The 25,610-nt window shown below is 64.7% G+C and carries 24 protein-coding genes and 1 tRNA gene; 10 read left to right on the forward strand and 15 right to left on the reverse strand.

The window, feature by feature from the left end; genetic code table 11:
• Nucleotides 1–28: 28 nt before the first annotated feature.
• Nucleotides 29–388, reverse strand: a complete 360-nt coding sequence (locus AC3G2C_RS02070) for a carboxymuconolactone decarboxylase family protein (protein ID WP_488382943.1) — start codon at nt 386–388, stop codon at nt 29–31.
• Between the two features lie 128 nt (nt 389–516).
• Here AC3G2C_RS02070 and AC3G2C_RS02075 point away from each other — a divergent pair, with 128 nt between their 5' ends.
• From AC3G2C_RS02075 to AC3G2C_RS02095, 5 genes are all read left to right on the forward strand, one after another.
• The gene (locus tag AC3G2C_RS02075; protein WP_488382944.1) at nt 517–1,011 is read left to right on the forward strand and encodes a regulatory protein RecX; all 495 of its coding nucleotides are present in this window, start codon (nt 517–519) and stop codon (nt 1,009–1,011) included.
• A gap of 53 nt (nt 1,012–1,064) precedes the next feature.
• Nucleotides 1,065–3,701, forward strand: coding sequence for an alanine--tRNA ligase (alaS, locus tag AC3G2C_RS02080; RefSeq protein WP_488382945.1), 2,637 nt, complete (start codon nt 1,065–1,067; stop codon nt 3,699–3,701).
• Nucleotides 3,702–3,977: 276 nt separating this feature from the next.
• Complete coding sequence (gene csrA / locus AC3G2C_RS02085; protein ID WP_488382946.1) at nt 3,978–4,184, forward strand: carbon storage regulator CsrA; 207 nt, start codon at nt 3,978–3,980, stop codon at nt 4,182–4,184.
• Nucleotides 4,185–4,257: 73 nt separating this feature from the next.
• A tRNA-Ser gene (locus AC3G2C_RS02090) sits at nt 4,258–4,350 on the forward strand.
• Between the two features lie 180 nt (nt 4,351–4,530).
• The gene (locus AC3G2C_RS02095; RefSeq protein ID WP_488382947.1) at nt 4,531–5,661 is read left to right on the forward strand and encodes a YXWGXW repeat-containing protein; all 1,131 of its coding nucleotides are present in this window, start codon (nt 4,531–4,533) and stop codon (nt 5,659–5,661) included.
• Nucleotides 5,662–5,703: 42 nt separating this feature from the next.
• Here AC3G2C_RS02095 and AC3G2C_RS02100 read toward each other — a convergent pair whose 3' ends face one another.
• The 7 genes from AC3G2C_RS02100 to AC3G2C_RS02130 form a co-directional block, all read right to left on the reverse strand.
• Nucleotides 5,704–6,432: a UDP-2,3-diacylglucosamine diphosphatase gene (locus tag AC3G2C_RS02100; protein WP_488382948.1), complete on the reverse strand. Its 729-nt coding sequence runs from the start codon at nt 6,430–6,432 to the stop codon at nt 5,704–5,706.
• Between the two features lie 6 nt (nt 6,433–6,438).
• The gene (locus AC3G2C_RS02105; RefSeq protein ID WP_488382949.1) at nt 6,439–7,119 is read right to left on the reverse strand and encodes a peptidylprolyl isomerase; all 681 of its coding nucleotides are present in this window, start codon (nt 7,117–7,119) and stop codon (nt 6,439–6,441) included.
• An 89-nt stretch (nt 7,120–7,208) separates the two neighbouring features.
• A complete protein-coding gene (locus AC3G2C_RS02110) occupies nt 7,209–8,726 on the reverse strand; it encodes a Ppx/GppA phosphatase family protein (protein ID WP_488382950.1) in 1,518 nt (505 codons plus the stop codon).
• A gap of 143 nt (nt 8,727–8,869) precedes the next feature.
• On the reverse strand, nt 8,870–10,972 hold the full coding sequence (gene ppk1, locus AC3G2C_RS02115; protein WP_488382951.1) for a polyphosphate kinase 1: 2,103 nt from the start codon (nt 10,970–10,972) through the stop codon (nt 8,870–8,872).
• A gap of 109 nt (nt 10,973–11,081) precedes the next feature.
• Nucleotides 11,082–12,350: a phosphate regulon sensor histidine kinase PhoR gene (gene phoR, locus AC3G2C_RS02120; RefSeq protein WP_488382952.1), complete on the reverse strand. Its 1,269-nt coding sequence runs from the start codon at nt 12,348–12,350 to the stop codon at nt 11,082–11,084.
• Nucleotides 12,351–12,424: 74 nt separating this feature from the next.
• Nucleotides 12,425–13,114: a phosphate regulon transcriptional regulator PhoB gene (gene phoB, locus AC3G2C_RS02125; RefSeq protein ID WP_488382953.1), complete on the reverse strand. Its 690-nt coding sequence runs from the start codon at nt 13,112–13,114 to the stop codon at nt 12,425–12,427.
• 119 nt (nt 13,115–13,233) lie between these two features.
• A complete protein-coding gene (locus AC3G2C_RS02130) occupies nt 13,234–14,919 on the reverse strand; it encodes a M48 family metalloprotease (protein WP_488382954.1) in 1,686 nt (561 codons plus the stop codon).
• Nucleotides 14,920–15,167: 248 nt separating this feature from the next.
• On the opposite strand from AC3G2C_RS02130, the gene grxC reads away from it, so the two are divergent.
• The 4 genes from grxC (at nt 15,168) to AC3G2C_RS02150 (ending at nt 18,332) form a co-directional block, all read left to right on the forward strand.
• Nucleotides 15,168–15,431, forward strand: coding sequence for a glutaredoxin 3 (gene grxC / locus AC3G2C_RS02135; protein ID WP_488382955.1), 264 nt, complete (start codon nt 15,168–15,170; stop codon nt 15,429–15,431).
• Nucleotides 15,428–15,832 (forward strand): carboxymuconolactone decarboxylase family protein, encoded by a 405-nt coding sequence (locus tag AC3G2C_RS02140; RefSeq protein WP_488382956.1) that lies wholly within the window; start codon nt 15,428–15,430, stop codon nt 15,830–15,832. The genes grxC and AC3G2C_RS02140 overlap by 4 nt, the downstream gene beginning before the upstream one ends.
• Nucleotides 15,833–16,035: 203 nt before the next feature.
• Nucleotides 16,036–17,052 (forward strand): isocitrate dehydrogenase, encoded by a 1,017-nt coding sequence (locus tag AC3G2C_RS02145; RefSeq protein ID WP_488382957.1) that lies wholly within the window; start codon nt 16,036–16,038, stop codon nt 17,050–17,052.
• A gap of 188 nt (nt 17,053–17,240) precedes the next feature.
• Nucleotides 17,241–18,332, forward strand: a complete 1,092-nt coding sequence (locus AC3G2C_RS02150) for a sterol desaturase family protein (RefSeq protein ID WP_488382958.1) — start codon at nt 17,241–17,243, stop codon at nt 18,330–18,332.
• Between the two features lie 3 nt (nt 18,333–18,335).
• On the opposite strand, the gene AC3G2C_RS02155 is transcribed toward AC3G2C_RS02150, so the two are convergent.
• From AC3G2C_RS02155 to AC3G2C_RS02185, 7 genes are all read right to left on the reverse strand, one after another.
• The gene (locus tag AC3G2C_RS02155; RefSeq protein WP_488382959.1) at nt 18,336–18,800 is read right to left on the reverse strand and encodes a carboxymuconolactone decarboxylase family protein; all 465 of its coding nucleotides are present in this window, start codon (nt 18,798–18,800) and stop codon (nt 18,336–18,338) included.
• 35 nt (nt 18,801–18,835) lie between these two features.
• Nucleotides 18,836–19,735 carry an RNA polymerase sigma factor SigJ gene (sigJ, locus tag AC3G2C_RS02160; RefSeq protein WP_488382960.1) on the reverse strand — a complete coding sequence of 300 codons (900 nt, stop codon included), beginning with the start codon at nt 19,733–19,735 and terminating at the stop codon, nt 18,836–18,838.
• A 56-nt stretch (nt 19,736–19,791) separates the two neighbouring features.
• On the reverse strand, nt 19,792–20,736 hold the full coding sequence (locus tag AC3G2C_RS02165) for an aspartyl/asparaginyl beta-hydroxylase domain-containing protein (RefSeq protein ID WP_488382961.1): 945 nt from the start codon (nt 20,734–20,736) through the stop codon (nt 19,792–19,794).
• A gap of 127 nt (nt 20,737–20,863) precedes the next feature.
• On the reverse strand, nt 20,864–21,649 hold the full coding sequence (gene thiD / locus AC3G2C_RS02170) for a bifunctional hydroxymethylpyrimidine kinase/phosphomethylpyrimidine kinase (protein ID WP_488382962.1): 786 nt from the start codon (nt 21,647–21,649) through the stop codon (nt 20,864–20,866).
• A gap of 102 nt (nt 21,650–21,751) precedes the next feature.
• On the reverse strand, nt 21,752–23,131 hold the full coding sequence (locus AC3G2C_RS02175) for a PhoH family protein (protein WP_488382963.1): 1,380 nt from the start codon (nt 23,129–23,131) through the stop codon (nt 21,752–21,754).
• A 151-nt stretch (nt 23,132–23,282) separates the two neighbouring features.
• Nucleotides 23,283–23,744, reverse strand: a complete 462-nt coding sequence (locus AC3G2C_RS02180) for a peroxiredoxin (protein ID WP_488382964.1) — start codon at nt 23,742–23,744, stop codon at nt 23,283–23,285.
• A gap of 287 nt (nt 23,745–24,031) precedes the next feature.
• Entirely contained in the window at nt 24,032–24,589 is a 558-nt protein-coding gene (locus AC3G2C_RS02185) for a glycine cleavage system transcriptional repressor (RefSeq protein WP_488382965.1), read from the reverse strand.
• A gap of 119 nt (nt 24,590–24,708) precedes the next feature.
• Between AC3G2C_RS02185 and dapA the strand changes: the two genes are divergently transcribed.
• Entirely contained in the window at nt 24,709–25,602 is an 894-nt protein-coding gene (gene dapA, locus AC3G2C_RS02190) for a 4-hydroxy-tetrahydrodipicolinate synthase (protein WP_488382966.1), read from the forward strand.
• Nucleotides 25,603–25,610 lie beyond the last annotated feature (8 nt).

The raw sequence follows: 25,610 nt of genomic DNA on the forward strand, positions 1-25,610 counted from the left end.
GATCCACGGGCTCGGTGCGGCGGCGCGCTTAGGTTTGCGGCTGCGCCAGGGCGCGAAATTGTTCAAAGGCGGCCAGGGCATCGGCAGCGTACATGAGGGACGGTCCGCCTCCCATGTAGATGCTCATGCCCAGCGCTTCCTCCACTTCCGCCCTGGTGGCGCCAAGTTTCACCAGCGCTTCGGCGTGAAAACCCAGGCAGCCATCGCAATGGGCTGCAACGCCCAGGGCCAGCGCTAGGAGTTCTTTGGTCTTCTTGTCCAGCGCTCCGTCGCGGGTGGCGGCATGTGCCATGGCTGAGAAGCCTTGCATGGTGTCGGCGATATCCGCGCGGAGCGTCTTCAGTTGGGCGGAGATATCCTTGGTGATGGTCGGAAAGTGTTTGGTCACGGCTTGGTCTCGGGAAGGGTAACGGCTCCCCCTATATTTGGGAATTTGCGTCCGACCATGATTGACATGCATCAGGGCAGGCGTTGCGTCCCCCTGGTCCATTCCTCGCACGACAGGTGATTTTCAAGGTGAGCGCAGACGACCGTGACTCCCGTAAAGCAAAACCTAGCGCCTATAACAAGGCGTTGGGATTGCTGGCGCGCCGCGAGCATTCCCGGCGCGAGCTGAAGCTCAAGCTGCGCCAGGGCGGTTATGACGGCGATGAGGCGGGTGACGCCCTGGATCGCCTGGGCGCCCAGCACTATCAGGACGACGACCGCTTCGCCGAAGCATTGGTGCGCAGCCGCGTGGCCCAGGGCTACGGCCCCATGCGCCTGCGGGCAGAACTTAAGAGTCACGGCCTGCCCGAGGCCCGCATTCGGGCGGTGCTGGAAGAGGCCGAAGTGGACTGGGCCAAGAATGCCGCCGACCAGTTGCGGCGCCGTTTTGGCGGAAAACCCGCCGCCGATCCGGCGGAAAAGGCCCGCCGGGCGCAATTTCTCTTGCGTCGGGGCTTTCCCGCCGCCACAGTACGGAGTGTTACCCACGCTGAGGTGGACGACGCTGCCGACGAGACTGACTGATCGCGGCGGTGCGGTCCGGGCGTGGCCTTCTCGTACTGGTCGTCCCCAACCGCATGAAAACTGCCGAAATCCGCTCGACTTTCCTCGACTATTTCCGCTCGAAAGGGCACACCATCGTCCCGTCCAGTTCCCTGGTGCCGGCCAGCGATCCCACGCTGCTGTTCACCAACTCGGGCATGGTGCAGTTCAAGAACGTGTTCCTGGGCAGCGAAAAGCTGCCCTACGTGCGCGCGGCCGACGTGCAGCGCTGCCTGCGTGCCGGTGGCAAGCACAACGACCTCGATTCGGTCGGCTACACCGCGCGCCACCATACGTTCTTCGAAATGCTCGGCAACTGGTCGTTTGGCGACTACTTCAAGCGCGACGCCATTGCCTACGCCTGGGAATTGCTGACGGGCGTGTTCAAGCTGCCCAAGGAAAAGCTCTGGGTCACCGTCTATCACACCGATGACGAGGCCTTCGACATCTGGAACAAGGAAGTGGGCGTGCCGGCCGAGCGCATCGTGCGCATTGGCGACAACAAGGGCGCGCCGTACGCATCGGACAACTTCTGGCAGATGGCCGATACCGGCCCCTGCGGCCCGTGCACCGAGATCTTCTTCGACCATGGCGAGGACATTGCCGGTGGTCCGCCGGGCTCGCCCGACGAAGACGGCGATCGCTACATCGAAATCTGGAACCTGGTGTTCATGCAGTTTGACCGCGCTCCCGACGGCACGCTGTCGCCGCTGCCCGCGCCGTGCGTGGATACCGGCATGGGCCTGGAGCGCCTGGCCGCCGTGCTGCAGCACGTGCATTCCAACTACGAGATCGACCTGTTCCAGCACTTGATCCAGGTGGCCGCCGAGCTTACCGGCACCAAGGATCTGGCCAACAAGTCGCTGCGCGTGATCGCCGACCATATTCGCGCGTGCTCTTTCCTTATTGTCGACGGCGTGCTGCCGTCCAACGAAGGCCGTGGTTACGTGCTTCGCCGCATCATCCGTCGCGCGCTGCGTCACGGCTGGATGCTGGGCGTGCGCGGCGATTTCTTCTGGAAGATGGTGCAGCCGCTGGTGGAAGAAATGGGCGTGGCCTATCCAGAGCTGGCGCAGAAGCAGGCCTTCGTCGAGGACGCGCTGCGTACCGAAGAGCGCCGCTTTGGCGAAACGCTGGAGAACGGCATGCGCCTGTTCGACGCGGTGGCCGCCAAGTCCAGCGGCAGCATTCCCGGCGCCGACGCGTTCCGCCTGTACGACACCTATGGCTTCCCGGTCGACCTGACCGCCGACATTGCACGCGAGCGCGGCATGACGGTGGATATGGACGGCTTCGAGCTGGCCATGAAGGAGCAGCAGGAGCGCAGCCGCGAAGGCGGCAAGTTCGAAGCCAAGGGCCAGATGCCGGCCGAGCTGGCCAGCCAGCTGGCGCCGACCGTGTTCCTGGGCTACGAGGCACTCAATGCGCAGGGCGGCAAGGTCGTGGGCATCGTGCGCGCGGGCAAGCAGTTCGATCAGCTGGAGGAGGGCGAGGAAGGTCTCGTCATCCTCGATCGTACCCCGTTCTACGCTGAGTCCGGCGGCCAGGTGGGCGACACGGGAGCATTGCAGAGCACGGCCGGCGCGTTCGCCGTGGCGGACACGCTCAAGATGGGCGGTGTGTTCTTCGGGCATGCTGGCCGCTGGCAGGGCAAGCAGGCGTTGCGCGTGGGCGACACGGTCGATGCGAGCGTCGATGGCAGCCGCCGCCAGGCCATCGTGCTCAATCATTCGGCCACCCATTTGCTGCACGCGGCCTTGCGCAAGGTGCTAGGCGAGCATGTGACGCAGAAGGGCTCGCTGGTCGCGCCGGAACGTCTACGTTTCGACTTTGCGCACTTCAAGCCGATGAGCGCTGAGGAACTGCGCGAGATCGAGGCGCTGGTGAATGCCGAGGTGCGCCGCAACGAGGCCGCCGAAGTGCATCACATGGGTTACAACGAAGCCATCGAGTTCGGCGCCATGGCGCTGTTCGGCGAGAAGTATGGCGATGAAGTGCGCGTGCTCAAGATGGGCGGCTTCTCCACCGAGTTGTGCGGTGGCACCCACGTGAACCGTACCGGTGACATTGGCCTGTTCAAGATCATCAGCGAAGCGGGCGTGGCCTCGGGCGTGCGCCGTATCGAAGCTGTTACAGGTGCGGGCGCGCTGGCCTACGTGGCGGACGAAGAACGCCGCCTGGGCGAGTTCTCGCAACTGTTGTCTGCCCATGGTGATGACGCCGTGGAGAAGCTGCGCCAGCTGTTCGACAAGCAGAAGAAGCTGGAGCGCGAGCTGGAATCGTTGCGCGCCAAGGCCGCCGGCTCGGCCACCGCCGATCTTGCCTCGACGGCCCACGAAATCGATGGCATCAAGGTCGTGGCCGCCCGTCTGGAAGGCTTGGACGCCAAGGCGTTGCGCGACAGCATGGACCAGCTCAAGCAGCAGATGGCCGATTGCGTGATTGTGCTGGCTGGCGCGGCCGAGGGCCGTGTATCGCTGGTCGCTGGCGTGAACGGCAAGGCGCTTGGCCGGGTCAAGGCCGGCGAGGTGGTCGCGCATGTGGCCAGCCAGATCGACGGCAAGGGCGGCGGGCGTCCGGACATGGCCCAGGGCGGCGGCACCGATAGCGCCGCGCTACCGGGCATCCTGGCTGGCCTGCCGGCCTGGATCGAAGCGCGACTGGGTTCCTGACGCTGGTCTGACGCACGTCAACGGAACTTACTCCGTTGCCGTTTACGCATTGCGCAGCCATCGGACGCTCGGCTAGTATCCAAACACTGCCGGCACCGATGGTTGCGACGGTGTCGCTCGACATGGCATCAACAGGGGATGCCTCGTCTGTGAACCGGGGAAGGCGGTAGGGCCTTCGACGGGTAAAATCGTCGATAAAAGTGCGGACGGTGAAGCTCAGGGGTGAGGCACAGCCGTCTGTTGGCCTATGACCAAAGTATTCATGGAGTGGCAAACATGTTGATTCTGACCCGCAGGGTCGGTGAAACCTTGATGATCGGTGACGAGGTGACCGTTACCGTTCTAGGCGTGAAAGGCAATCAAGTGCGTATTGGCATCAATGCGCCCAAGAACGTCGCCGTGCATCGCGAAGAGATCTATCAACGGATCAAGAACGAGCACGAACCGGATAGCAGCACGTCCGGTGGCGCCGGCGATCACTGACAGGCAAAAAAGCTTTACCTAAAGCTCGCCGGTTAGTATCCTTGCCGGCTCCGCAGCAATGTGGACAAAAAACGGAGAGATGCCCGAGAGGCCGAAGGGGCTCCCCTGCTAAGGGAGTATAGGGTCAAAAGCCTTATCGAGGGTTCGAATCCCTCTCTCTCCGCCAGATACGCAAAAAGCCCCCTTTGTGGGGCTTTTTGCGTATCTGGCCTTCTTCGGGGACTTGCCGGGTTCATGTGCGATGCATGCGACTGAACCATCCGCAACCATGTGTCATGCACGACGTATCACGCAGCGCGCCGCTGCACGTTATTGTCCCCAGGCCACCTGCCGCGGAGGACTCGCCATGGTCGTGCAACGGTTTGAAGCTTCTGTATCGCGTCGTCGCCTGACTTGTGCCCTGGCCTTATCGTTGGCAGTGCTGGTCGGCGTCGCTGCACCTCATCGTGCCGAGGCCAGCGTATCGCTAGGCGTGGGTATTTCCGTGGGCACGCCGCCGCCACCGCTGCCTGTGTACGTGCAGCCGGTAATTCCTGGCCCGGGCTACATCTGGGTGCCGGGCTATTGGGCGTGGGGCGATGACGGCTATTACTGGGTGCCTGGCACCTGGGTGCTACCGCCTTACGTCGGTGCGTTGTGGACGCCAGGTTGGTGGGGATGGTCAGGCGGGCTCTACGTATTCCACATGGGTTACTGGGGCCGGCACGTGGGGTTCTATGGCGGCATCAACTATGGCTTCGGCTACGGTGGAGTGGGCTATGCCGGCGGTTACTGGCGCGGAGGTGCGTTTTTCTACAACCGGTCGGTCAATCGCATCGACAACGTGCATATCACCCACGTGTACAACACCACGGTTAACAACGTGAGCGTCAATCGCACCAGCTTCAACGGTGGGCGGGGCGGTATCAATGCGCGACCCAATGCGCAGGAAATGGCCTTCGCACGCGAGTCGCACATGCCTGCGGTCGCGGCGCAGACGCGGCAGAGCACGGTGGCGAGCCGCGATCCGTCCATGCGCGCGTCGTTCAATCGGGGCGCGCCAGCCATCGGCGGCACGACCACGGCGGGCGCGCTGCATGCGGCGGCGCCCCCTTCGGCCGCAGCTTTCAATACGCAGCGAATGGGTTCACCGGCGACGTCACCCGCCGCGCATAGCGACATGGCGCTGCGCTCCTCAGGGTTCGCGCCACACGCTGGGCCTGGCGCATCCTCCGGCGGTCCGGTGCGTACGATGAATCGCGATGGCGGGTATAGGGCGCACACGGCGCAGATGCCGGCGAGCGAGCCGGCTCGTTCCATGGGTACGGGCGGTGGGTATGTGGCGCACACTGCGCGCTACCCCAGTTATGGCGGGCCGGCGTCGCCCTATCGTGCACCCAGCTACCGTGCGCCGCAGCAACGAGCGCCAGCGGCGAGCCATGCGCCTGCACCTCATGCCAGCGCACCGCGGGGTGCGCCCCATGAAGAGCATCATTGAGTGAGGATGTTGATGGGGTGCGTGGCGTGGCCGCGCATCCGCTCAGCTCAGTGAGAGGCCGCGCAGGTCCGTGCTATCAGGCGTGATGCGCAGCACTGAGCCGTGTTCGTACCAGTCGCCCAACACGATGCGTTCGACGGGCTGTCCATCCAGATCCAGGCGATGCACCGCCGGGCGATGGGTGTGGCCATGGATCAGTCGCGTGACGCCAGCCTGGCGCATGGCTTGGGCAACGGCGTCGGCGTTTACGTCCATGATGGTTTCCAGGGTGCTGCCCGTGTGAGCGCGGCTGTCCTCGCGCGCCTTGGCAGCAAAGGCGCGTCGTGCCGGTAGCGGCATCGCGAGTACTTGGGCCATCCATTCCGGGTTGCGTACTTGCTTGCGTACCGTTTGGTAGGCGACGTCGTCCGTGCATAGCACGTCACCGTGCATCAGCAGGGTGGGGCGGCCATAGAGCGTGTGCACCGTGCCGTCCTCGAGCAGGGTGAAACCGGCGCGCTGGGCGTAGTCTTCGCCCAGCAGGAAGTCGCGGTTGCCGACCATGAAGTACACCGGCACGCCAGCATCGCGCAGTGTGCGCGTGGCGTGTGCGATGCGCTTGGGCAGCTCGGCGTCGTCGTCGTCACCGACCCAGGCTTCCACTAGGTCGCCGAGGATGTAGAGCGCGTCGGCGGAGCGTGCTTCTTCGCTGGCGAGAAACTGCTCGAACAACTGCGTGATATGCGGACGGCTGTCGTCCAGGTGCAGGTCGGCGATGAATAACGTTGCCATGAAGCCTTAGCCCTTGGTCTTGCCGGCCGGCTTGTCGCCCTTGGTGGCGGCCGGTGCGGCCGGCTGTGTCGGGCTCGATTCCTCGCCCACCACATTGGCGCTGTCGATCACGATCAGCGGATTGGGTACGTCGCCCGCGAAGGGGCCCAGGCCACGCGTGGGCAGGGCGGCTATCTTGTCGACCACGTCCATGCCTTTCACGACCTTGCCGAACACGGCGTAGCCCCAGGTGAGGCCGCTCTGGTTGCCGACAAAGTCGAGGCGGCGGTTGTCCACCAGGTTGAAGAAGAACTGCGACGTGCCGGAGTTCGGGTCCGCGCCGCGCGCTACGGCCACGGTGCCGCGCAGGTTGGAGAGGCCATTGTCCGCCTCGCTGGGAATGGCCGAGCGGGTGCGCTTGGCTTGCAGGTCGCGGGTATAGAGGCCGCCCTGAACCAGGTAACCCTGAATGGCGCGATGGAACACCGTGCCGCTGTAGAAGCCATCGCGCACGTACTGCAGAAAGTTGGCGACGCTGCGAGGCGACTTGTCGGGATACAGCTCAAGCGTAATGTCGCCCTGCGAGGTGTGCAGCACCACTTGCGGGTGGGCGGCTGTCGCCGCGGCCGGTGTGGCGGGTTTGGCCGTCTGCGCCAGCAGCGCAAGGGGCGAAAACAGCAGGAGCGTGGCGAGCAGCAGTCGGGACATGGCGGGTCGGGCGGCGTGTGGCATCCAGACATCATACGCGGCCGGCGCGCGCCGTGGCTCGTGCGCGGTTCCGGTCGTGTGGCCTGGACTCAGGATGGGTGGACTTCCAGCAACAGACCCAGCTCGTTCATCGGGGCCTGCTCCTGCTCCAGATCGGCCTCGCTCAACGGGTGCTGGTCCAGCCAGGCGGAGGGGATGCTCAGGCGCAGGCGCTGGCTGGTTGCGGCCAGTTGCATGGGGGGCAGCGACTCGGCGCGTCGGGCGCGGCGGAACAATACCGCCAGGCGCAGCAGGGCGGTGATGTAGCGGGCCAGTAAGCGGTAGCGCTGCGGCAGGGCGGAGAACACCGCCTTGTCCGGCTTGCGGCGGTGCGACTCCACGATGGCCGCGAGCAGTTGCTGCTCCTGGCGCGAGAAACCGGCCAGGTCGGCGTGGCGCAGGATATAGGCGCCATGATGATGGTGTTGGCTGTGCGCGATGGCGAGGCCGATCTCGTGCACGCGCGCGGACCACGACAGCCATTCGCGCGCCTCGGCATCGAGCTTCCAGATGCGCGCCACCTGATCGAAGAACATCAGTGCGGTCGATTCCACGCGACGTGCCTGGGCGCGGTCCACGCCGTAGCGACTGGCGAGGGCGTCGATGCTGGCGGTGCGCGGATCGGTGCCGCCGGCGCGGCCGATGAGGTCCCACAACAGGCCTTCGCGCATGGAGCTTTGGCACACGCGCATGCGCTCGATGCCCAGCGCGGCGAAGGCGGCTTCGAAAATGGCCACGCCGCCGGCGATCACGGGGGCGCGGTCCTCGGCCAAGCCGGGCAGCTTCAGCGAGCCGATCTGTCCTTGCGTGAGCAGGGCATCGCGCAGCGACGCGAGCGAGGCGGGCGTGATGCCGTCGTCGGAGAGTTTCATGGCCTGCACCACCGAGCCGATCGCCTTGGCGGTGCCGGAGGATCCATAAACCTCCACCCAGCCGGACTCCCGGTAGTCCTCGGCGAACTGCTGCAGCAGCACACCGATTTCGGCGGTAGCACGCTGCCAGCGCTTGCGATTGAGCTTGCCACCTGGGAAAAAGCGCAGGGTGGAGGCGATGCAGCCGGCCTGCACGCTTTCCGTGTGCATGGGGGCAAAGCCGCGGCCAATGATGAACTCGGTACTGCCGCCACCCACGTCGATCACCAGTCGGCTCTCGCGTGAGGCAGGCAGGTCGTGCGAGGCGCCAAGGAAAATCAGTCGGCCTTCTTCACGTCCCGAGACGATTTCCACGGGGTGCCCCAACGCGGTTTCCGCCGCGGTCAGGAAGCCTTGCGGCGAGGCCAGTCGCCGCACCGTGTTGGTGGCCACTGCGCGGACCCGAATGGAGGGCACGCCCGCGATACGCTGGCCGAAGCGAGCCAGGCAGTTGATGGCGCGCGCACGATGTTCCGCGTCCAGCGTGCCGTCCGTGCGCAAGCCAGCCGCCATACGCACGGTTTCACGCAGTCGATCGATAACGCGGGGTTCGCCGTGTTCTACGCGTGCCACCACCATGTGGTAGCTGTTGGAGCCCATATCCACAGCGGCGATCAGTTCGCCATCCTTGATCGGGGTCGGATCGCCTTGGCTCATGCGGGGCTCATATCGGGCAGCATGGTGAGAATTCTCGCACGCTACGGCCTCGCTACGAAATCGAGGCGTTCGCTTAGAGTCTGCTCACCATCTCGGCGTGGCCCGCGCCGGCAGCGGTTTGCGCGGAGATCGTGAACTGGCTCTCAGGTCGGGCCAGGCACCAACTTTGCCAGTAGCCAGCGCTGCGCACTGTGCGGAGGCTCGATGCCAGGCGTGGCGCGTGTGTAGCGGCCCTTGTCGTCAAGCAGCCATGCTTCGGTGTTGTCGGCCAGATAGTTGGCGAGCGTTTCCTCGTAGACGCGCTGCGCCAACGTGTGGTCGAGGATGGGGAAAGCGACCTCGATACGGCGCTTGAGGTTGCGCTCCATCCAGTCGGCGCTGGCGCAGTAGAGCTCTGGCGTGCCATCGTTGGCGAACCAATAGACGCGGCTGTGCTCCAGGAAGCGGCCGATGATGGAGCGCACACGAATGCGCTCCGACACGCCCGGCAGGCCAGGGCGCAAGGTGCAGGCGCCGCGCACGATCAGGTCGATCTCCACGCCGGCCTGCGAGGCACGGTACAGGGCCTGGATGACATGCGCTTCGTTGAGTGCGTTGAGCTTGGCCACGATACGGGCGGGGCGCCCGGCCTGCGCGTGCGCCGTTTCGCGCTCGATCTTCTCCAGTACGCTGGGGTACAGCGTGAAGGGCGAGTGCAGCAGGTGCTGCAGCTCGATTACCGGCCCCAGGCCGGAGAGCTGCTGAAACACCTTGTGCAGATCCTCACCGATACCCGGGTGCGCGGTCATCAGGCCGATGTCGGTGTAGCTGCGGCTATTGGCCTGGTGATAGTTGCCCGTGGACAAGTGCACATAGCGGCGCAGCGTTTCGTCCTCGCGGCGCACGATCAGCAGCATCTTGGCGTGCGTCTTGTAGCCCACCACGCCGTAGACCACCTGCACGCCGGCCTCCTGCAGGCGGGTGGCAAGGCGAATGTTGGCCTCTTCGTCGAAACGCGCACGCAGTTCGATCACCACGGTGACATCTTTGCCGTTGCGCGCGGCCTCCACCAGCAGATCGACCAGCGGGGTGTCCTCACCGGCGCGGTACAGGGTCTGCTTGATGGCGAGCACGGCCGGGTCCTGGCTGGCCTGGCGCAGCAAATCCACCACCGCCGCGAACGATTCGTAGGGGTGGTGCAGCAGCACGTCGCGTTGGCGCAGCACTTCGAACTTGCAGCGGTTTTCTTTGAACGCCTGCGGCAACTGGGGCACGAAGCGAGGGAACTTGAGGTCGGGACGATCCAGGCCGTCATAGATGGTGCCGGCGCGGATGATGTTGACCGGCCCGTCGCAACGATAGACGTCGGTTTCTTCCAGCTCGAAATTGCCGATGAGCATGGAGACGATGGACTTGGGGCAGTCGTTGCCGATCTCCAGGCGCACCGGGCGGGCGTAACCGCGGCCAATCAATTCCTCGCTCAGCGCGCGGGCCAGGTTCTCCACCTCGGCCTCTTCCACCATCAGCTCGCTGTTGCGGGTGACGCGGAACTGGTACGACCCGGCAACCTTGAAGCCGGGGAACATCAGGTCCACGAATCCTTGCAGCAGTTCGGCCAGGAAGATGTAGTGCACGCCGCCGTCGCACACCTCGTCGGGCAGGCGGATGATGCGCGGCAGCGAGCGCGGCGCGCGCACCAGGGCCATGTGACCCTCGCGCCCGAAGGCGTCGCGACCCTTGAGTACCACGGCGATGTTGAGCGTCTTGTTGAGGATGCGCGGGAACGGATGCGCGGGGTCCAAACCCAGCGGCGACAGCACCGGCATCACCTCGTTCTCGAAATAGCCCTGCAGCCAGCGCCGCTGGCGTTCGGTCCAGCGATCGCGCTTGAGGAAATGGATACCTTCGGCATCCAGTTCGGGGCCGATCTCGCCTTGCCACAACTGGTATTGCTCGGACACCAGGTCGAGCACGCGCTTGCGGATGCGCGTGAGCAATTCACCGGAGGAGAGACCATCGGGTCCCGGCGCGGCTGACCCGAACATGTGATGGTGCTTGAGCATGGCCACGCGCACCTCGAAGAACTCGTCGAGGTTGTTGGCGACAATGCTCAGGTAGCGCAACCGCTCCAGCAGCGGGATGCGGGCATCGCGGGCCTGAGCGAGCACACGGAAGTTGAACTCGAGCGCCGCCAGCTCGCGGCTGAGGTAGAGCTCGGGGGCGGCACGATCGAGGACCGGCGAAGGAGTGGCGGGTTTACGGCGCATCCCTCCATTCTGTCCCATGCGGCGCGCCGTGGCATGGCGCACTGCCGCGTAGTGTGACCGGCGTTCAGTCGGCGCACGGTGAAGCGCCTTGCCTACATCGGGCGAGGGGTCAATCCGGGTCGCCCGAACTCGGCGCCAGCAGGCGCTCGTTGCTGAACCAACAGGAAAAGGTGGAGCCCTGGCCTGGCTCGCTCTGAATGTCCAGGCGCGCCTGGTGCAGGTTCAGTACGTGCTTGACGATGGACAGGCCCAGGCCGGTGCCGCCACTTTCGCGCGAGCGACTGGAGGAGACGCGATAGAAGCGTTCGGTGAGTCGCGCCAGGTGTGAGGCGGGGATGCCGTAGCCGGTATCGGTCACCGAATACACCGCGCCATCCGCCGTGCGACGCCAGCGGATGGTGATGCGTCCGCCGGTGGGCGTATAGCGCACGGCGTTGCTCACCAGGTTGGAGAGGGCGCTGTGCAAGTCCTTCACCGAACCGAGCAGGTCGGCCTCGGCGGTGGCCTCGACCACGATGGTGTGACGGCCCTGGCTGAGCGCCTCGGCTTCCTTGCGAATGGTGGCGAGCAGCGGCGTCATCTGCACGCGCTCGTCCTGCACGTGCTCCTGGGTTTCCAAACGCGAGAGCGTGAGCAGGTCTTCCACGATCTGACCCATGCGCTTGGACTGCGCGCGCATTTCGGTGAGCACCGGTGCGAGTTCGGGCACATCCTCGGGATCGATCAATTCCAGATAACCGTGGATCACCGTGAGCGGCGTGCGCAACTCGTGCGACACGTTGGCCACGAAGTCGCGACGGATCTGCTCCAGACGCGTGAGGTGGCTGATGTCGCGCGCCAGCAGCAAGCGTTGACGGCGGCCGAACGGCAGCAGCGTCACGTTGATGTGGCGATTGGGCAGGCCGGGTGCAGCCACATCGTTGAGCGGCTCGCGCGCACCGTCCTTCAACCAGGTGGCGAGTTCGGTGGTGCTCAGCCGTTCGTCCAGATGCGCGCCGCGATCCTGCGGGCGACGCAGGCCGAGCAGATCCTCGGCGGCGTGGTTGAACCAGCGGACGTGCTGCTCGTTGTCGAGCAGGACGACCGCGTCCGGCAGGCTGCCGGCGGCACTGCGCAGATCGCGCAGACTGGAGGCGATGCGACGGGAACGCGTCATGAAACGGTCATGCTGAAGGGAGGTTGCCAAGGGGTCTGTCGTCATCATGAGGCGTGTTTGATGACGGATTCGGGACAGGAGCAAGACGATTTCCACGATAGCGACCGCGGCCAAACCCACAGCCACTTGGCCTCCGGCCAGCCAGCCGGCGAAGGCACCGGCAAGCAAACCGGCCGCGAGTGCGGCCGGCAGCATCCAGGAGCGTTCGAAGGTCTTGGGCATGGGCGGAAGCTAGTGAGCGCCGGGTTGGCGGTGCGCCAGCATCGGCAAAACGCCGCTCCCTCGCAATAGAGAGCTTAGACGCTGGCGGAAAAGCGATAGCCGGCGCCACGCACGGTCTGCACCATGTCATCGAGCTTCCATGGTTCGAGCGTCTTGCGCAGGCGGCGAATGTGCACGTCCACGGTGCGTTCCTCCACGTACACGCTGCCGCCCCATACGTGGTCGAGCAGTTGGGCGCGCGAATACACACGCTCCGGATGCGTCATGAAGAAGTACAGCAGGCGGTATTCGGTGGGGCCGATGGTGACCGGCTCCTCACCGGCGAACACGCGGTGGGCGGGGCCGTCGATGCGCAGGCCGCCCAGCTCGACCATGCCTGAGCCATCGTCGCCCTGGCTGCGACGGAGCACCGCCTTGATACGGGCGACCAGCTCGCGCGTGGAGAACGGCTTGATGACATAGTCGTCCACGCCGGCTTCCAGGCCGTTGACGCGGTCCATCTCCTCGCCGCGCGCCGTGAGCATGATGATGGGGATCTCGCGGCTCAGCTCTTCCTTGCGCAGGCGGCGGGCAAGGTCAAGGCCGCTGGTACCGGGCAGCATCCAGTCGAGCAGGATGAGGTCCGGTACTTGTTCGGCAATGGCCAATTGCGCGGCGCGCGCGTCGGCGGCGTGAATGGCGTCCATGCCGGCCTTGCGCAGGGCAAAGGCGACCATGTCGCGGATCGAGGCTTCGTCTTCGACGATCAATATGCGTTTGTGCACGCGTGGGGTCCGCTGTGGAGGCCTATGACGCAATTATTGCAGCGGTCCAATGTTACGCCGCGATGACATTTCACGTCGTTGCTACGTGACGGCGGCGTCATCGTGCGCCCGTAGGCGTTTCAGCGAGCGCTATCGCCAAGGCTGAAACACACCCGTCCCTCACAGTTGCCTTGGCCCTGGAGCGGCTGCTGGCTGCGGCCATCGGGGTTGTCGTCGGTCTGGATCCTGCGCTTGCGCAGCTCCATCACCAGCGGGGTGAGGTCGTTGATGCGCGCCTGGATGCGGGCGCGAGCGTAGTAGTCCAGGTCCGGTCGCTGCAGCAGGCGCTTGAGCTGCTCCATGGCGTCGAACGGGCGGCCGGACAGGTAGGAGGCATCGGCGAAGGCCTCGCCCGCGCGCACCGGGTCGCCCGCCTTGTCGGCGGCACGGGCGTAGGTGCGGTACAGCTCTGGCTCGTCGTTGTTGTCCAGCATGGGCATCAGCATGGTGGCTGCCTGCCGGGCCTCGTCCTGGCTGCCGCCTTCGGTCAGTGCCTTGGCGTAGCCCATGGCGATGGCGCGGTTGTGGGGCGATTGCTGGTTGAGGTCGGCATACATCGCCAGGGCCTCGGCGCGCCGACCGGCCTGCAGCTTGGCATCGGCCATGGCCAGGCGCACCACTTGGTTGGCGGGGTGTGCCGTCAGCAGGGGTTGTAACTCATCCACCGCCTTGGCGCCGCGATTGCTGCGCAACAGGGCGAGCGCATAGCCGTAGTGGTTGGACGGGGTGTCAAAGCCGCGCTGGTTCTGCAGGTTGTTGGCGTAGTAGCTCACCATCTGGGTGGCGTCGTTGGACAGCACGCGCACGCGTTCGCGCATCAGCAGGAAGGTGTCCAGGTCGCTCCCTTCGGTGCGGGCGGCGAGGCGGGTGGCGTCCTTCACATAGGCGATGGGGGCCGTGCTTTTCTCCCACTGGGTCTTGTCCAGGGTGGACCCGCTGGGACGCAGCTTCTGCTGCGCGACCAGCCCGTTGGCGCGGGCCTTGGCATCGCTGATGCGGTCCATCGTCACAGGGTGATCCTGCAACAGCGCGGGTAGCTCGCCACGGTCGCCGCCACTGCCTACGCGCAGGGTGTCTTCCATGCGCTCGAAAAAGCTGGCCATGGCGGTGGGATCGTAGCCCGCGTTGGCGAGGGTCTGGATGCCGGCCCGGTCGGCCTCGATCTCGTCCTTGCGGGTGAAGTTGATCTGGCGCTGCATGAGCAAGCCCTGGCCGCCCATCAGGATGGCGCCTGCCGCGTCGCCAGCTCCGGCGCCGGCGCCCGCCGCAATGGCGCCCAACAACACCAGCGCCATCAGCGGGGTGTCCTTCTTGGATGCCTCGAACGCACGCTGCAGATGGTTCTGGGTGATATGGCCGATTTCGTGGGCGATCACGCCCGCCAGTTCGCTCTCATTGTTGGTGATCACGATGAGCCCGGAGTTCACCGCGATGTAGCCACCCGGTGCGGCGAAGGCGTTAATCACGTTCTCCCGTGCAATGAAGAACGAGAAGTGATCTTTGGGCTTTTCACTGCCGGCGACGAGGCGATAGCCGAGGTTGTTGATGTAGTCGTCCAGCAAGGGGTCGTCCAGCACCATGTCCAGGGCGCGCATTTGGCGCAGCATGGCGGCGCCGTACTCCTTGGCCTCCTGGGGCGAGATCAGCGCATTGGCGGAGCTGCCCAGGTCGGGCAGGCGCACGTCACGGTCCTGCCCCTGGGCGGCAAAGCTCAGGGCCGCTACCAGAAGGGCCGTCAGCAGGCGGCGGAGAGGGCGCGCCTTCAAGGCCGGCCTCCCGCAAATGGGTGCATCTTCATGCGGGTGCCGTTCCTTGGACGCGCGCTGGCCCGTCCGCGCCGGGCTCAGGTTGGGGTGAGATCCTGTGGCCATAGAAGTGGGACGTGGTGCCATGCGCATAGGTCAGCGACAATACCATCTGAGACACCTCGGAAAGGTGTCGGTTCACTTGTATACCGCGGCGCACAACCCCATTTGGGGGCAGGTCGCATCATTTTTCGGTTCCGGAGTTTGTCGTGCCCAAGATCGAGGTCTATTCCACCGCAGTGTGCCCGTACTGCGTGTCCGCCAAGAACCTGCTCAAGTCCAAGGGACTGGAGTGGAGCGAAGTGCGCATCGATTTGGACCCCGCGCAGCGCGATGCGATGCTGACGCGCAGCGGCGGCCGCCGCACGGTGCCGCAGATCTTCATCAATGACCAGCATGTGGGCGGCTTCGACGACCTGGTTGCCGCCGACCGCAGCGGCAAATTGGCGCAACTGCTGGAGAGTGCGGCATGAGCAAGCCTAACGACGAGCAGGCCGGCAAGGACCGCGTGGCGGAGTTCACCGCTTTCCGCAAGCGCATGAACGAGCGCATCCTGTCCGAAGATAACCAAGTGGTGCGCCGCTTCTTCGCGCTGGACACCCAGACCTACAAGCCCGGCGCCCTGGACGTGAAAACCAAGGAGCTGCTGGGCCTGGTGGCCTCCATGGTGCTGCGCTGCGATGACTGCATCAGCTACCACGTGGCGCAGTGCAAAGAGGCCGGCGTGACCCGCGAAGAATTTTTCGAAACCTTCAGCGTGGGCCTGGTGGTGGGCGGGTCGATCGTGATTCCGCACCTGCGTCGTGCGGTGGATTTCCTCGACCAGCTCGAATCCGGTGACGCTGAGGCCGCTGACTGCGCCAGTCACGCCTGACTCAAGCCCCAGGGTGGCGGCCTGCTCCTTGCCGCCGCCTTGACGCATGCGAGTTTATTCAATGCTGCATGCGAGGATTTGCAACGGCCAGCCGCGTTTTCGCTCTGGCCGGTCGGCACCGCATGGGGGATAATTGAAGGGATTTATAACCCTGTTCTCCCCCAACGCAGGGTTGCTCGATTCTTATCCCAAGGAGTGTCCCCATGAGCAAGACCATTGCCGTGATTCCGGGCGACGGTATCGGCCCCGAGATCATGAACGCCACGCTGCGCGTGCTCGATGCGCTGGACTGCGGTCTGTCCTACGAGTTCGTCGATGCCGGCATGGTCGCACTGGAAAAGCACGGCGACCTGCTGCCGCAGTCGACGCTCGATTCCATCGCCAAGCATAAGGTGGCCCTGAAGGGGCCGCTGACCACGCCGGTGGGCGGTGGCTTTACCTCGATCAACGTCACCCTGCGTCGCCACTTCGACCTGTACGCCAACGTGCGTCCGGCGATCAGCTTCCCGGGCACCAAGGCGCGCTTCGACAACATCGACATCATCACGGTGCGTGAAAACACCGAGGGTGCCTACCTGTCCGAAGGCCAGTCGGTGTCCGAGGACGGCGAAACCGCCATCTCCATGGTGCGCAACACCCGCAAGGGTTCCAGCCGCATCGTGCGTTACGCCTTCGAACTGGCCGTGAAGAAGGGCCGCAAGAAGGTCACGGCCGTGCACAAGGCCAACATCATCAAGACCGCTTCGGGCCTGTTCCTCAACGTGGCGCGCGAGATCGCCAAGGAATACCCGCAGATCGAGTTCAACGAGATGATCGTGGACAACGCCTGCATGCAGCTGGTGATGAAGCCCGAGCAGTTCGACGTGATCGTCACCACCAACCTGTTCGGTGACATTCTGTCCGACCTTTGCGCTGGTCTGGTGGGTGGTCTGGGCCTGGCCCCGGGCGACAACATCGGTACCGAGGCGGCCATTTTCGAAGCTGTGCATGGTTCCGCGCCGGACATCGCCGGCAAGGGCATCGCCAACCCGTGCGCACTGCTGCTGGCCGCGGCCGACATGCTCGACCACCTGGGCATGGTGGACAAGGGCAACAAGCTGCGCCAGGCCATCCGCGACACCATGGCGAACGATCGCGACAGCGTCACGCCGGATATCGGCGGCAAGGGCACGACCGACAGCTTCGGCGACGCCATCGTCAAGCGCGTTCGCGCGGCTTAAGCGGTTTGATCGCTGAAAAACCCCTCTCCAGGAGAGGGGTTTTTTTTGCCTGCAGGATCCTGCAATCGCCCCAAAAGACGCATTTTTGTGCGCCGGATGCCTGCATGAACGTGCTCCGGGGCGCGACGTAGAATTCCCGCACGTCAATCAATTGCATGTGCGCGATGCATGCCTTGGATGCGCTTTGGATGAAGTTGCTGGGTTGGACGGTGCTGCACATCGTGCAGCCATCGTTGCTCGCCATGCATCTGTCTTGGCTGCACAGCCAGGCAACGGACATCGCGCAGTACTTCGTGCTTACCACCATACAGGTCGCGTTGATCGCGTGCGTGCTTCGTCCGCTGGAAAATGTCTGGCCGGCCGAGCGATGGGTCACGCGTAGCACCACGGCCATCGATGGTCGCTACACCATGCTCAAGCTGTTCGTGGTGCTACCGCTGTTCACCTATCTGGTGCTGTTCCCCCTCAACCAGTGGTTGGGCGGCGACCGCGATGGCGAGGGCGGTGGGCTGGTCAGTGTGCAGCAAGGCCTGCCCTGGCTGGCGGGGCATCCACTGTTGCTGTTCGTGTGCTACTACGCCATCTACGACTTCGTCTATTACGTGGTGCATCGGCTGCAACATGCCATTCCCTGGTGGTGGGCGCTGCACAGCCTGCATCACAGCCAGCGTCAATTGAGTTGCTGGTCGAACGACCGAGACGCCTATCTGGACGACTTGTTGGAAGCAGTGATCGTGGCCTCGGTGGCGCTGTTGATTGGCGTGGCGCCCACCGAGTACGCCTTGCTGGTGCTGCTGGGCGAGCTACTGCAGAACCTCGGGCATGCCAATATCCGCATGCACTTTGGGCCGGTGCTTGGGCGCATGTTGGTGGACCCCCGCTACCATCGGCTGCATCACATGCGCGTGGATCCGCTTCGTCCCACGCTACACGCCTGTAACTATGCGTTTGTTTTCCCACTGTGGGACATCGTCTTCGGTACGGCGCTTTATGGGGAGCCCGTGCGCGCCACGGGCGTGGGTGACCCCACGGTGGACGAGGACAATGACCACGGCATCGCGGGCCAGCAATGGCGTACGTTGGGCCGGTGCTGGCGGTCGATCACTTGCCGGGCCGGGTGGCGGCCCGGTGAGGTGGCTTTCGATGAGCGCTATCGTCCGATCTCCATCCGGGACGTCGACCTGCATGCCCTGGAGGCGCGACGGAGGCGACGGGCTGTGGCGCTCGAACGGCCGGCGACCGCCGTCGAAGGGGCGGCGCCGGCTGCGTCGGAACGTTGAAGCTCAAGCGGCTTTGCGGGCGCGTGGCTGGTATTCGCCAGGTATCGCGCCAAAGGGAATGGCGATGCGATTCCAGGCGTTGATCAGGATTACGGTCAGGTTGAGCTTGACCAGATCCTCTTCGCCGAAGCTCGCCAAGGCGCGCTCGTAGACATCGGTCGGCACGCCGTGCTCGCCCAGCCGGGTGACCGCTTCGGCCCAGGCCAGCGCAGCGCATTCGCGTTCACTGTAGAACGGTGCCTCTCGCCACGCCTGCAACACATACAGGCGCTGCTCGGTTTCGCCGCCGGCACGCGCGTCCTTGGAGTGCATGTCGATGCAGTAGGCGCAGCCGTTGAGCTGCGATACGCGTAGCAGGATGAGTTCGACCAGCGGACGTTCCAGGCCTTGGGCATGGATGGCGGCGCTGAAATCGAACAGCGGTTTCATGGCCTGGGTGTACTTCGTGAACGAAAGACGGGAAGACATAGGTAGGCTCCTGGCAAGGCGGCCACCATGGCCGCTTATCCCAAGGACGCAGGGCCGGTCGGATTCGTGACAGACCGCAACCGGGCCAGCTTGTCCGGGTGGCGCAGGGCGTGCACCGCGAGAATGCGCTCGCCATCGGTCTCGATCCATTGCACGGTCGCCAGTTCGGCGTTTACCCAGGTGAGCAGTGCCGGCGCGCCATTGATCCATTCGACGCGATGCACGGCACCCACCTGCCGGTAATGCAATGCGATCTGGAAATACAGGCGCGCGATGCGCTCATTGCCATGGAGCGGCTTGAGCGTGGCGCTAACCTTGCCGCCACCGTCGGCCTCGTGCAGGGCATCGGCAGTGAATAGCGCCTGCAGGGTATCGAGGTTGGGTTGCTCGAGTGCATCCCGGAATTTCTCCAGCAGGCGTCGCTGCGCCTCGGGTTCCAGGCTGAAACGCGGGCGACCTTCCCGCAGACGCTGGCGCGCGCGATGGGTGCGCTGGCGGCTGGCTTCCTCGGTGATCTGCAGCATGCTGGCCGCTTCCGCATGGCTGTAGTCGAACACCTGGTTGAGCAGGAAAGCGGCGCGCTCGTCCGGGCTCAATCGTTCGAGCAGGGCGAGAAAAGAAAGGCTCAGGCTCTCGCTGCGCTCGAGCATCACCTCCGGCTGCTCGGCTTCGGCTACCAATGGCTCGGGGAGCCAAGGGCCAGGGTAGTGCTGGCGCTCGGTCTTGGCGCGGCGCAGGCGATCGAGCGCCAGTCGCGTAGTCACGGTAACCAGCCAGGCTTCCGGGTCATCCAGCGACGCCGGTTCCTGCTGGTGCCAGCGCAACCAGGCGTCGTGCAATACGTCTTCCGCATCGGCGGGCGTGCCGAGCATGCGGTAGGCCAGGCCGTAGAGGCGCTGGCGGTGTTGTTCGAACAGGGTAGTGGCGTGGTCCATGGCAAGCTCCTGGGGGCTACGTACCAGGACGTATCAGCGAGCAAAAATGTGACCGCTCAGCGCAGCAGCGGCCACGGCGCCAGGAAAATGATCCAGATCAGCACCAGCATGCCCAGGTACTTGGCGGCGCGGAACAGCTTGGGGTGCTTGCGCTTGAAGGTACGGCTGCGTTCACGGTTGCGCTGGTTGAGCGCGAACACGCGATTGACGAAGCCGGTCTGCTCCTCCGGGGACTCGGTGTTTGGCGAGGCGGTGATCTTGCCCATGAAGGCGCCAACGCGGTGATTGATCGCGTTCATCCAGCGCGTGCGCAGCGGGCGCTCCACATCGGCGAACAGGATCACGCGAGTCTGGTCGGTGCGATTTTCGGCCCAATGTACGTAGGTTTCGTCGAATACCACGTCCTTGCCGTCGCCCCAACTGTGCACTTCGCCGTCGACGAAGATGCGGCACTCCTCCGAATTGGGCGTGATCAGGCCCAGGTGGTAACGCAGGGAGCCGGCAAACGGGTCGCGGTGCGGATTGAGCTTGCTGCCCGGCGGTAGCAGGGCAAACATGGCGGCCTTCACGCTGGGAATGGCGTTGAGCAGTTCCACGGTCTTGGGGCAAAGCGCTTCGGCCGAGGCTAGCGGTTCGCCGTACCATTTCAGGTAGAAACGCTTCCAGCCTTGCTTGAAGAAGCTGTTGAAGCTGGCGTCATTGTTCTTTTCCGCGGCGCGGATGTAGCCCTCGTCGAACAGGTGCAGGGCTTCTTCGCGGATGGCCTGCCAGTTGGCCTGCAGTAGGTCCAACTGCGGAAAGCCGCGTCGATCGAGGATGGGGCGGGCCGGTACGGCCGAGAACGCGTACATCAAGAGGTTATACGGCGCGAACACGGCGGAGTGATCCACCAGCTGACGGTCAAAGCGCAGCTTGGCGCGTCCACGCAGGTGCACCAGCAACACGCAGAGCACGAACAGCAGCAGCAGGACCAGCAGGACAAGGCGCGGTGCGAGGATCATGGAGTGAGGGGCGGCCTGGGAACGTAAAGCCCCATTCTACTCTCTGATCCGTGCCGCCCCTTGATCTGGTTCAGTTCGCGTGTGGTTTTGGGCTTTCCCGTGGGCGCCTGGCGGGAGTGGCCTGCCTTCAGTGGCCCAGCACGTGTACCGAGCCGCCACCAGGGCGATAGCTGCGTGCCAGTGCACGGTGCACGTAGGCCACCGCGCGGCGAACGGCCGAGCGGGGCGTGTGGCCCTTGGCCAGCTCGGCGGCAATGGCCGAAGCCAGCGTGCACCCGGTGCCATGGCCCTCGATGGGCAGGCGACCGTGGCGTAGCTCCATCACGCCGCGCTCGTCGTAGTAGCGATCGACCACATCGCGTTCGTTGGCATGCCCCCCCTTCAGCAACACCGCGCGTGCGCCCAGTGCGAGCAACGCTTCGCCGGCCTTGTCGAAATCCGCAGGTTTGCGCAGGCGCCGGCCCAGTAGCGCCTCTGCTTCGGGAACGTTGGGCGTGAGCACGTCGGCAAGAGGAATCAATGCGTCCACCATGGCTTGCACGGCGTCTTCGTCGAGCAGGCGGGCGCCGCTGGTGGAAATCATCACGGGGTCCACCACCAGCCATGCAGGTTGGTGCGCGCGCATCTCCTTGGCGACCAGGCGAGTCACCGCCGCGCTGCCGAGCATGCCGGTCTTGACCGCCCCGATGGGAAAGTCGTCGAACACCGCAGCGAGTTGGCTGCGAATGTGCGTGAGCGGCACCGTGTGCACGGCCGTGACGCCTCGCGTGTTCTGCGAGGTAATCGCTGCGATCACCGACAGGCCGTGCACGCCGCGGGCATGGAAGGTTTTCAGGTCGGCCTGAATGCCGGCGCCGCCGCCGGAATCGGAGCCGGCGATGGTGAGGGCGATGGGCGGGGCGACATGCGGCATGGGGAGGCTCGACGGTGAGTATGCGGGCCATTATCGCCCGCAGCTTCTACCGGTGCATGCGCCACGATGTCCCGGCAAGAGCCGGGACATCGTGTTTGCCAGTTACAGCGCTTCGGAGGCGAAGTCGGCCAGGCGCGACCGCTCGCCACGACGCAAGGTGATGTGCGCCGAGTGGTTCCAGTGCTTGAAGCGGTCCACCGCGTAGGTGAGGCCGGAGGTGGTTTCGGTGAGGTAGGGCGTGTCGATCTGCTCGACGTTGCCCAGGCAGACGATCTTGGTGCCGGGGCCCGCGCGAGTGATCAGGGTCTTCATCTGCTTGGGTGTGAGGTTCTGTGCCTCGTCGATGATCAGGTAGCGCGAGAGGAAGGTGCGCCCGCGCATGAAGTTCAACGAGCGGATCTTGATGCGCGAGGCGAGCAGATCGTTCGTGGCCTGGCGCCCCCAGCTTCCGCCTTCCTCCGGGTTGGCGAGCACTTCGAGGTTGTCGGTGAGTGCGCCCATCCACGGGGTCATCTTTTCTTCTTCCGTGCCGGGAAGGAAGCCGATGTCCTCGCCCACCGATACGGTGGCGCGGGTCATGATGATCTCGCGATAGCGTTGTTGATCCATCACTTGCGCAAGGCCCGCGGCCAGCGCCAGCAGGGTCTTGCCCGTACCGGCCGTGCCGAGCAGGGTGACGAAATCCACATCCGGGTCCATCAGCACGTTGAGCGCGAAGTTCTGTTCGCGGTTACGCGCGGCGATGCCCCAGACGGCGTGGTTGGCATGGCTGTGGTCATCCAGCAAAACCAGCGTGGCCTGGCGATCGTCCACATGCAGCACGCGCAGTTCCACGCTGTTTTCGCCGGGCAGGAACAGGCATTGGTTGGCGTACCAGTTCTCGTCATCGCGACGGTCGACGCGATAGAAAGTGCGGCCGCGCTCGTTCCACGATTGCACTTCCGGGTGGCGATCCCAGAAATCCTCGCCGAGTTCGGTAGCGCCGGTGTAGAGCAACGCGAAATCGTCCAGCGCGCGGTCGTTCTCGTAGTCCTCCGCGTGGATGCCGTAGATCTTGGCCTTGATACGCAGATTGATGTCTTTGCTGACCAGCACCACCGCACGCTCGGGGTTCTGATCGCGCAGCTCGATCACCGCCGACAGGATTTGGTTGTCGGCCTTGCCGTGGCCGTTGCTTGTGCGTTGCTGAAAATACAGTCGGCCTACCGCCGAGCCACGCTTGAGGTTCACGCCATCCGGGCTGATCAGTTCCAGGCCGTTACTGATGCCATGGCCATTGCCGCGTTCGATCAGTTCATTGAGGAAGCGGCTGACCTGTCGGCCATTGCGCGAAACTTCCGAGGCGCCTTTCTTCTTTTCGTCCAGTTCCTCCAGCACCGTCATGGGGATGAAGACATCGTGCTCTTCGAAGCGGAACAACGAGGTCGGGTCATGCAGCAACACATTGGTGTCGAGCGCGTAAATACGCTTGCTTCCGGTCATACGGAAGAAACCTCTTCGTCGTGCGAGGTGGAAGAACCGCGGCATGCGGCATGCCGCGGGGTACCGGCCGGCGCGGCCGGAAAGCGGAGCCGCGTGCCGACCCGTGGCCCGCGAGGGCTCAGGCTGGCGCGGCGGCTTGGTCGGGTATCGGTCACTTGGCGGGGATGGCGTCGAGTACGGCCTGGGCGTGTCCAGTCACTTTCACGTTGCGCCATTCCTGGGCCAGCCTGCCTTCGGGGTCGATCAGGAAGGTACTTCGTACGACACCCATGTGACGTTTTCCGTACAGCACCTTCTCGTGGATCACGTCGAAGGCCTGGCACCAGGTTTCCTCGGGGTCCGATACCAGCGGGAACGGCAACTCCTGCTTGGTGGCGAAATTGGCGTGGGATTTCACCGAGTCGCGCGAGACGCCGATGATTTGCGCGTGGCGTTTCACGAAGGAAGGATAGAGATCGCGGAAATCCTTCGCTTCGTTGGTGCAACCGGGGGTGCTGTCCTTCGGGTAGAAGTACACCACCACCCACTGGCCCTTGAGGCTATCCAGCTTCAGCTCGCTGCCGTCGCCCGTGGGGCCTTTGAGTTTGGGGACTTTCTTGCCAACTTCGGGCATGGGTTCTCCTGCGGAGTCGTGGCCGACTCCGGCTGTGTGCGGGTATGAGAGGGAAGTGCGGCAGCGAAGAGCGTGGCGGGCGCGGCAGGTGCGAACCCTGCGTTGGATGTTGCCCGTGCCGCCTGCTGCATGCGTCTGCTCCGGTGCTGCCTGGGAACAGAGACTAGCGCGTGCGTGGCCGGATAACAGCCCTTGCGCTCACAGAGGGCTCGGGGCATGCTCAAAGGCCATGCGGCGGGCGGCGAAAAGTCCGATTTTTCAGCGTCGCCGGCCGGCTGGCCGGGCGATCAGAACTTCACCGGATCCATGATCGCGTCGAGGTTCTGCCCATCGCAGAACTCCAGGAAATCGTCCCGCAGGGCGGCGATGTGCGTCGCGGCGGGAATGCCGATGGTGATCTGCGCTTGGAACATGTCCGCGCCCGTCTGCATCGCCTGGTAGCGCAACGAGCTGAGCTGTTCGATCACGATATCGCGCCGATCGAAGAAATCGATGATCTTGACCAGGATGCCCGGACGGTCGGCCGAAATCACCTCGATCAGGTACGGCAGCAAGTGCGAATGGTGCTCGCGCGGGCCGGTGCGGTAGTGCACCAGGTGCAGATCTTCCTCCCGGGCCAGCTTGGCCAGCGCGCTTTCCAGTTTGGCGACGGCATCCCAACTGCCGGTAGCCAGCAAGGTCAGCGACGTATCCGCGCCGATGGAGGTCACGCGGGCGTCGGCCAGGTTGCAGCCGGCCTCGGCAATCCGTCGTGCCAGCGTGAGCAGGGGCGTACGGGTCGAGGGGGTGAGCGTCTGGATCAGCAGCTGGTTGTCGCCGCCGGAGCGCGCAGAGGGTCGGTTCAAAGAGGGTCACCCATGGCGTCCCCGCCGAATCGCGGGGAAGGTAGATCGGTCGAGCTTACTTGTCGCCCCCGTAAAGCCGCAAGTAATATGCAGGGCTTGGATTTTGGCCGGAGCAGGTCTTGAACATTCGCGGAAGCATCTGCGCGCTGGCGACGCCCTTCGCGGCCGACGGCTCGCTTGACCTGGCAGCCTTCGGGCGCCTGCTCGACTACCAGATCGACAACGGTACCGAGGGTGTCGTAGTGGCCGGCTCGACCGGCGAAGCGCATATGCTGGAGCATGACGAATACGAGCGTTTGCTCGCTTTTGCAGTCGAGCACGTGGGCGGTCGTATCCCGGTGATTGCCGGTACCGGCGAAGCCGGCACCGCCAAGACCGTGGCGCTGACCCGTCGCGCCAAGGTATTGGGCGCTGATGCCGCCCTGGTGGTGGCTCCGTTCTATGTGCGTCCCACTCAGGAAGGACTTCGTCGCCATTACCTCGCGGTGGCCGAGCAGGGCGGTTTGCCGGTGCTGCTGTACAACGTGCCGTCCCGCACGGGCTGCGATCTCCTGCCCGAGACGGTGGCGCGGCTGCGCGACCATCCAGGCATCATCGGCATCAAGGAAGCCGTGGGCGCCGATGAGCGCATTCGCGCCTGTGCGGAACTTGCGCGTCCTGATTTCGTCTATTTGTCGGGCGACGACGGCACGGCGGCCAAGGCCATGCTTGCCGGCGGCGCAGGTACGATCTCGGTGGTAGCCAACTTGGCGCCTCGTGCGTTTCGCATGTTGTGCGATGCGTCCACGGCGGGCGACCGGGGTGAGGCGCAGCGCTGCGATGCGTTGCTGGCACCGCTGGTGCAGGCGCTCAATTGCGCTCCCAACCCCATCGCGGTGAAGGCGGGTCTGCCTTCGCTGGGGCTGGGGTCGGCGGCGTTGCGACTGCCTTTGGTGGAACTGGAAGAGGGTCCGGATCGGGCGCGATTGACCGAAGCGCTGGCAGGTCTGGCATCCTTGGCGAATGCGGCCTGACCCCAGGT

It is taken from the genome of Frateuria sp. sgz306004 (assembly GCF_057750885.1).

What these genes read in the sequence shown, in the direction of transcription:
- AC3G2C_RS02140 (WP_488382956.1), top strand. Translation starts at nt 15,428, where the DNA reads ATGAGCAAGCCTAACGACGAGCAGGCCGGCAAGGACCGCGTGGCGGAG.
- AC3G2C_RS02100 (WP_488382948.1), bottom strand. Translation starts at nt 6,432, where the DNA reads ATGGCAACGTTATTCATCGCCGACCTGCACCTGGACGACAGCCGTCCG.
- alaS (WP_488382945.1), top strand. Translation starts at nt 1,065, where the DNA reads ATGAAAACTGCCGAAATCCGCTCGACTTTCCTCGACTATTTCCGCTCG.
- AC3G2C_RS02110 (WP_488382950.1), bottom strand. Translation starts at nt 8,726, where the DNA reads ATGAGCCAAGGCGATCCGACCCCGATCAAGGATGGCGAACTGATCGCC.
- AC3G2C_RS02145 (WP_488382957.1), top strand. Translation starts at nt 16,036, where the DNA reads ATGAGCAAGACCATTGCCGTGATTCCGGGCGACGGTATCGGCCCCGAG.
- AC3G2C_RS02155 (WP_488382959.1), bottom strand. Translation starts at nt 18,800, where the DNA reads ATGTCTTCCCGTCTTTCGTTCACGAAGTACACCCAGGCCATGAAACCG.
- phoR (WP_488382952.1), bottom strand. Translation starts at nt 12,350, where the DNA reads ATGCCCAAGACCTTCGAACGCTCCTGGATGCTGCCGGCCGCACTCGCG.
- AC3G2C_RS02150 (WP_488382958.1), top strand. Translation starts at nt 17,241, where the DNA reads ATGAAGTTGCTGGGTTGGACGGTGCTGCACATCGTGCAGCCATCGTTG.
- thiD (WP_488382962.1), bottom strand. Translation starts at nt 21,649, where the DNA reads ATGCCGCATGTCGCCCCGCCCATCGCCCTCACCATCGCCGGCTCCGAT.
- AC3G2C_RS02105 (WP_488382949.1), bottom strand. Translation starts at nt 7,119, where the DNA reads ATGTCCCGACTGCTGCTCGCCACGCTCCTGCTGTTTTCGCCCCTTGCG.
- sigJ (WP_488382960.1), bottom strand. Translation starts at nt 19,735, where the DNA reads ATGGACCACGCCACTACCCTGTTCGAACAACACCGCCAGCGCCTCTAC.
- AC3G2C_RS02180 (WP_488382964.1), bottom strand. Translation starts at nt 23,744, where the DNA reads ATGCCCGAAGTTGGCAAGAAAGTCCCCAAACTCAAAGGCCCCACGGGC.
- AC3G2C_RS02095 (WP_488382947.1), top strand. Translation starts at nt 4,531, where the DNA reads ATGGTCGTGCAACGGTTTGAAGCTTCTGTATCGCGTCGTCGCCTGACT.
- ppk1 (WP_488382951.1), bottom strand. Translation starts at nt 10,972, where the DNA reads ATGCGCCGTAAACCCGCCACTCCTTCGCCGGTCCTCGATCGTGCCGCC.
- csrA (WP_488382946.1), top strand. Translation starts at nt 3,978, where the DNA reads ATGTTGATTCTGACCCGCAGGGTCGGTGAAACCTTGATGATCGGTGAC.
- AC3G2C_RS02175 (WP_488382963.1), bottom strand. Translation starts at nt 23,131, where the DNA reads ATGACCGGAAGCAAGCGTATTTACGCGCTCGACACCAATGTGTTGCTG.
- AC3G2C_RS02165 (WP_488382961.1), bottom strand. Translation starts at nt 20,736, where the DNA reads ATGATCCTCGCACCGCGCCTTGTCCTGCTGGTCCTGCTGCTGCTGTTC.